The organism is Winogradskyella pelagia (assembly GCF_017581965.1).
In the GTDB taxonomy this organism is placed as follows: domain Bacteria; phylum Bacteroidota; class Bacteroidia; order Flavobacteriales; family Flavobacteriaceae; genus Winogradskyella; species Winogradskyella pelagia.
The window spans coordinates 1-1,301 of record NZ_JAGEVF010000036.1; the positions used below are offsets into that span (position 1 = coordinate 1).

General features: G+C 41.8%; 1 protein-coding gene. It reads left to right on the forward strand.

The window, feature by feature from the left end:
* Window positions 1-1,301: hypothetical protein (locus J4050_RS15130; RefSeq protein WP_208155456.1), on the forward strand; the 1,301-nt coding region annotated here is incomplete at both ends.

Consider the following 1,301-nt stretch of genomic DNA (forward strand, 5'->3'; position numbering starts at 1 on the left):
CCTTTTATTTCTTTTGAATTAGCAGGTCAACCAAATCCATTTAGCGAAATATACGTTCCTAATGCGGTAAATTATCAATTTGCTAGCCCAGGGGCAGCAAGCCAATTAGTTTGGGACCAACAGGTAGAACAAGCCAATATAACAGAGGGGCCCGAGGTTTTCGATGCAGCGCTCTTAGCGGCATATACTTCTAACGACTTACGTCACGTACTCTTGGCAGATAACACCATCTTTCCAACAGATTTTGTCGACATACAATATAATACACCAATAACGTCTGGTGCTAATCGTTATTTGGTATTTACTGAGACCTTAGGTAACAATGAATTTACCATTGAGGCTTTAGATAATTCTTTGGTGCCAACTGGTACTCCAGTTGTAGCTCTTCCAGGAACTTATTTTGATACTGGCGTTAATTTTATAGGAGGCTTGAATGTCTTTGTAAAAATTTATCCATTAACAGCGTTCGTTCCAGCGGGTGATGAGATTAGAGGTTTTAGAATGACACAATCAGGAGCACCTGTTGCAGGTGGAAATGGTGGTGATGGAAAAGCTTTCGTTGTTTATGATCCTGCGTTCTTAACACCTCCGCCTACAATTGAGGCTTCAACTATTGTAGTACAGCCAGATTGTGAAACTAACCAAGGTTCAATCTCAATTGTCGCCACAGACAATGGAGGTGGGGCAATTGAGTACAGCATCAACGGTGGTGCGTTCCAGGCGAGTCCAATATTTGCAGGTTTAGCTCCGGGCTCATATACACTTGCGGCGAGATATGTAGCGACACCAACTTGTGTTGAAGAAACTTTGAACCCTGTAGTTCTTGTAGCTCCAGAAATTAGTGATATTTCTTCCTCTAATGTTTCTGTATGTAATGATAATGGAACTCCTGGTAATATCACTGACGATACCTTTACAGCAGATATTACCGTTACTTTCAGTATGCCACCACCATCATCTGGTGACTTGGAATTAACAGGAGATGCTATTGGGTCCTATACAGTATCCGTTTCGGGCCTAACGTCACCTTATACTTTTACTGGTGTTGTTTTACCATCTAATGGAGCTGAAATAAGCTTAACTGCGGGATATTCAAGCACATCGTCTTGTGAGTACACTGATACTAATGTTTTAGTAGCGCCATTTGAATGTAGCGATGATGCTTGTCCAGATGTAATTGCGGCAGGAAATCCTACAACAGCAGTACCAAATGGAGATATAACGGCATTTACGGTGAGTCCGTTTACAAATGCTCCTGGCGATCCAGCGCCTTTTATTTCTTTTGAATTAGCAGGTCAACC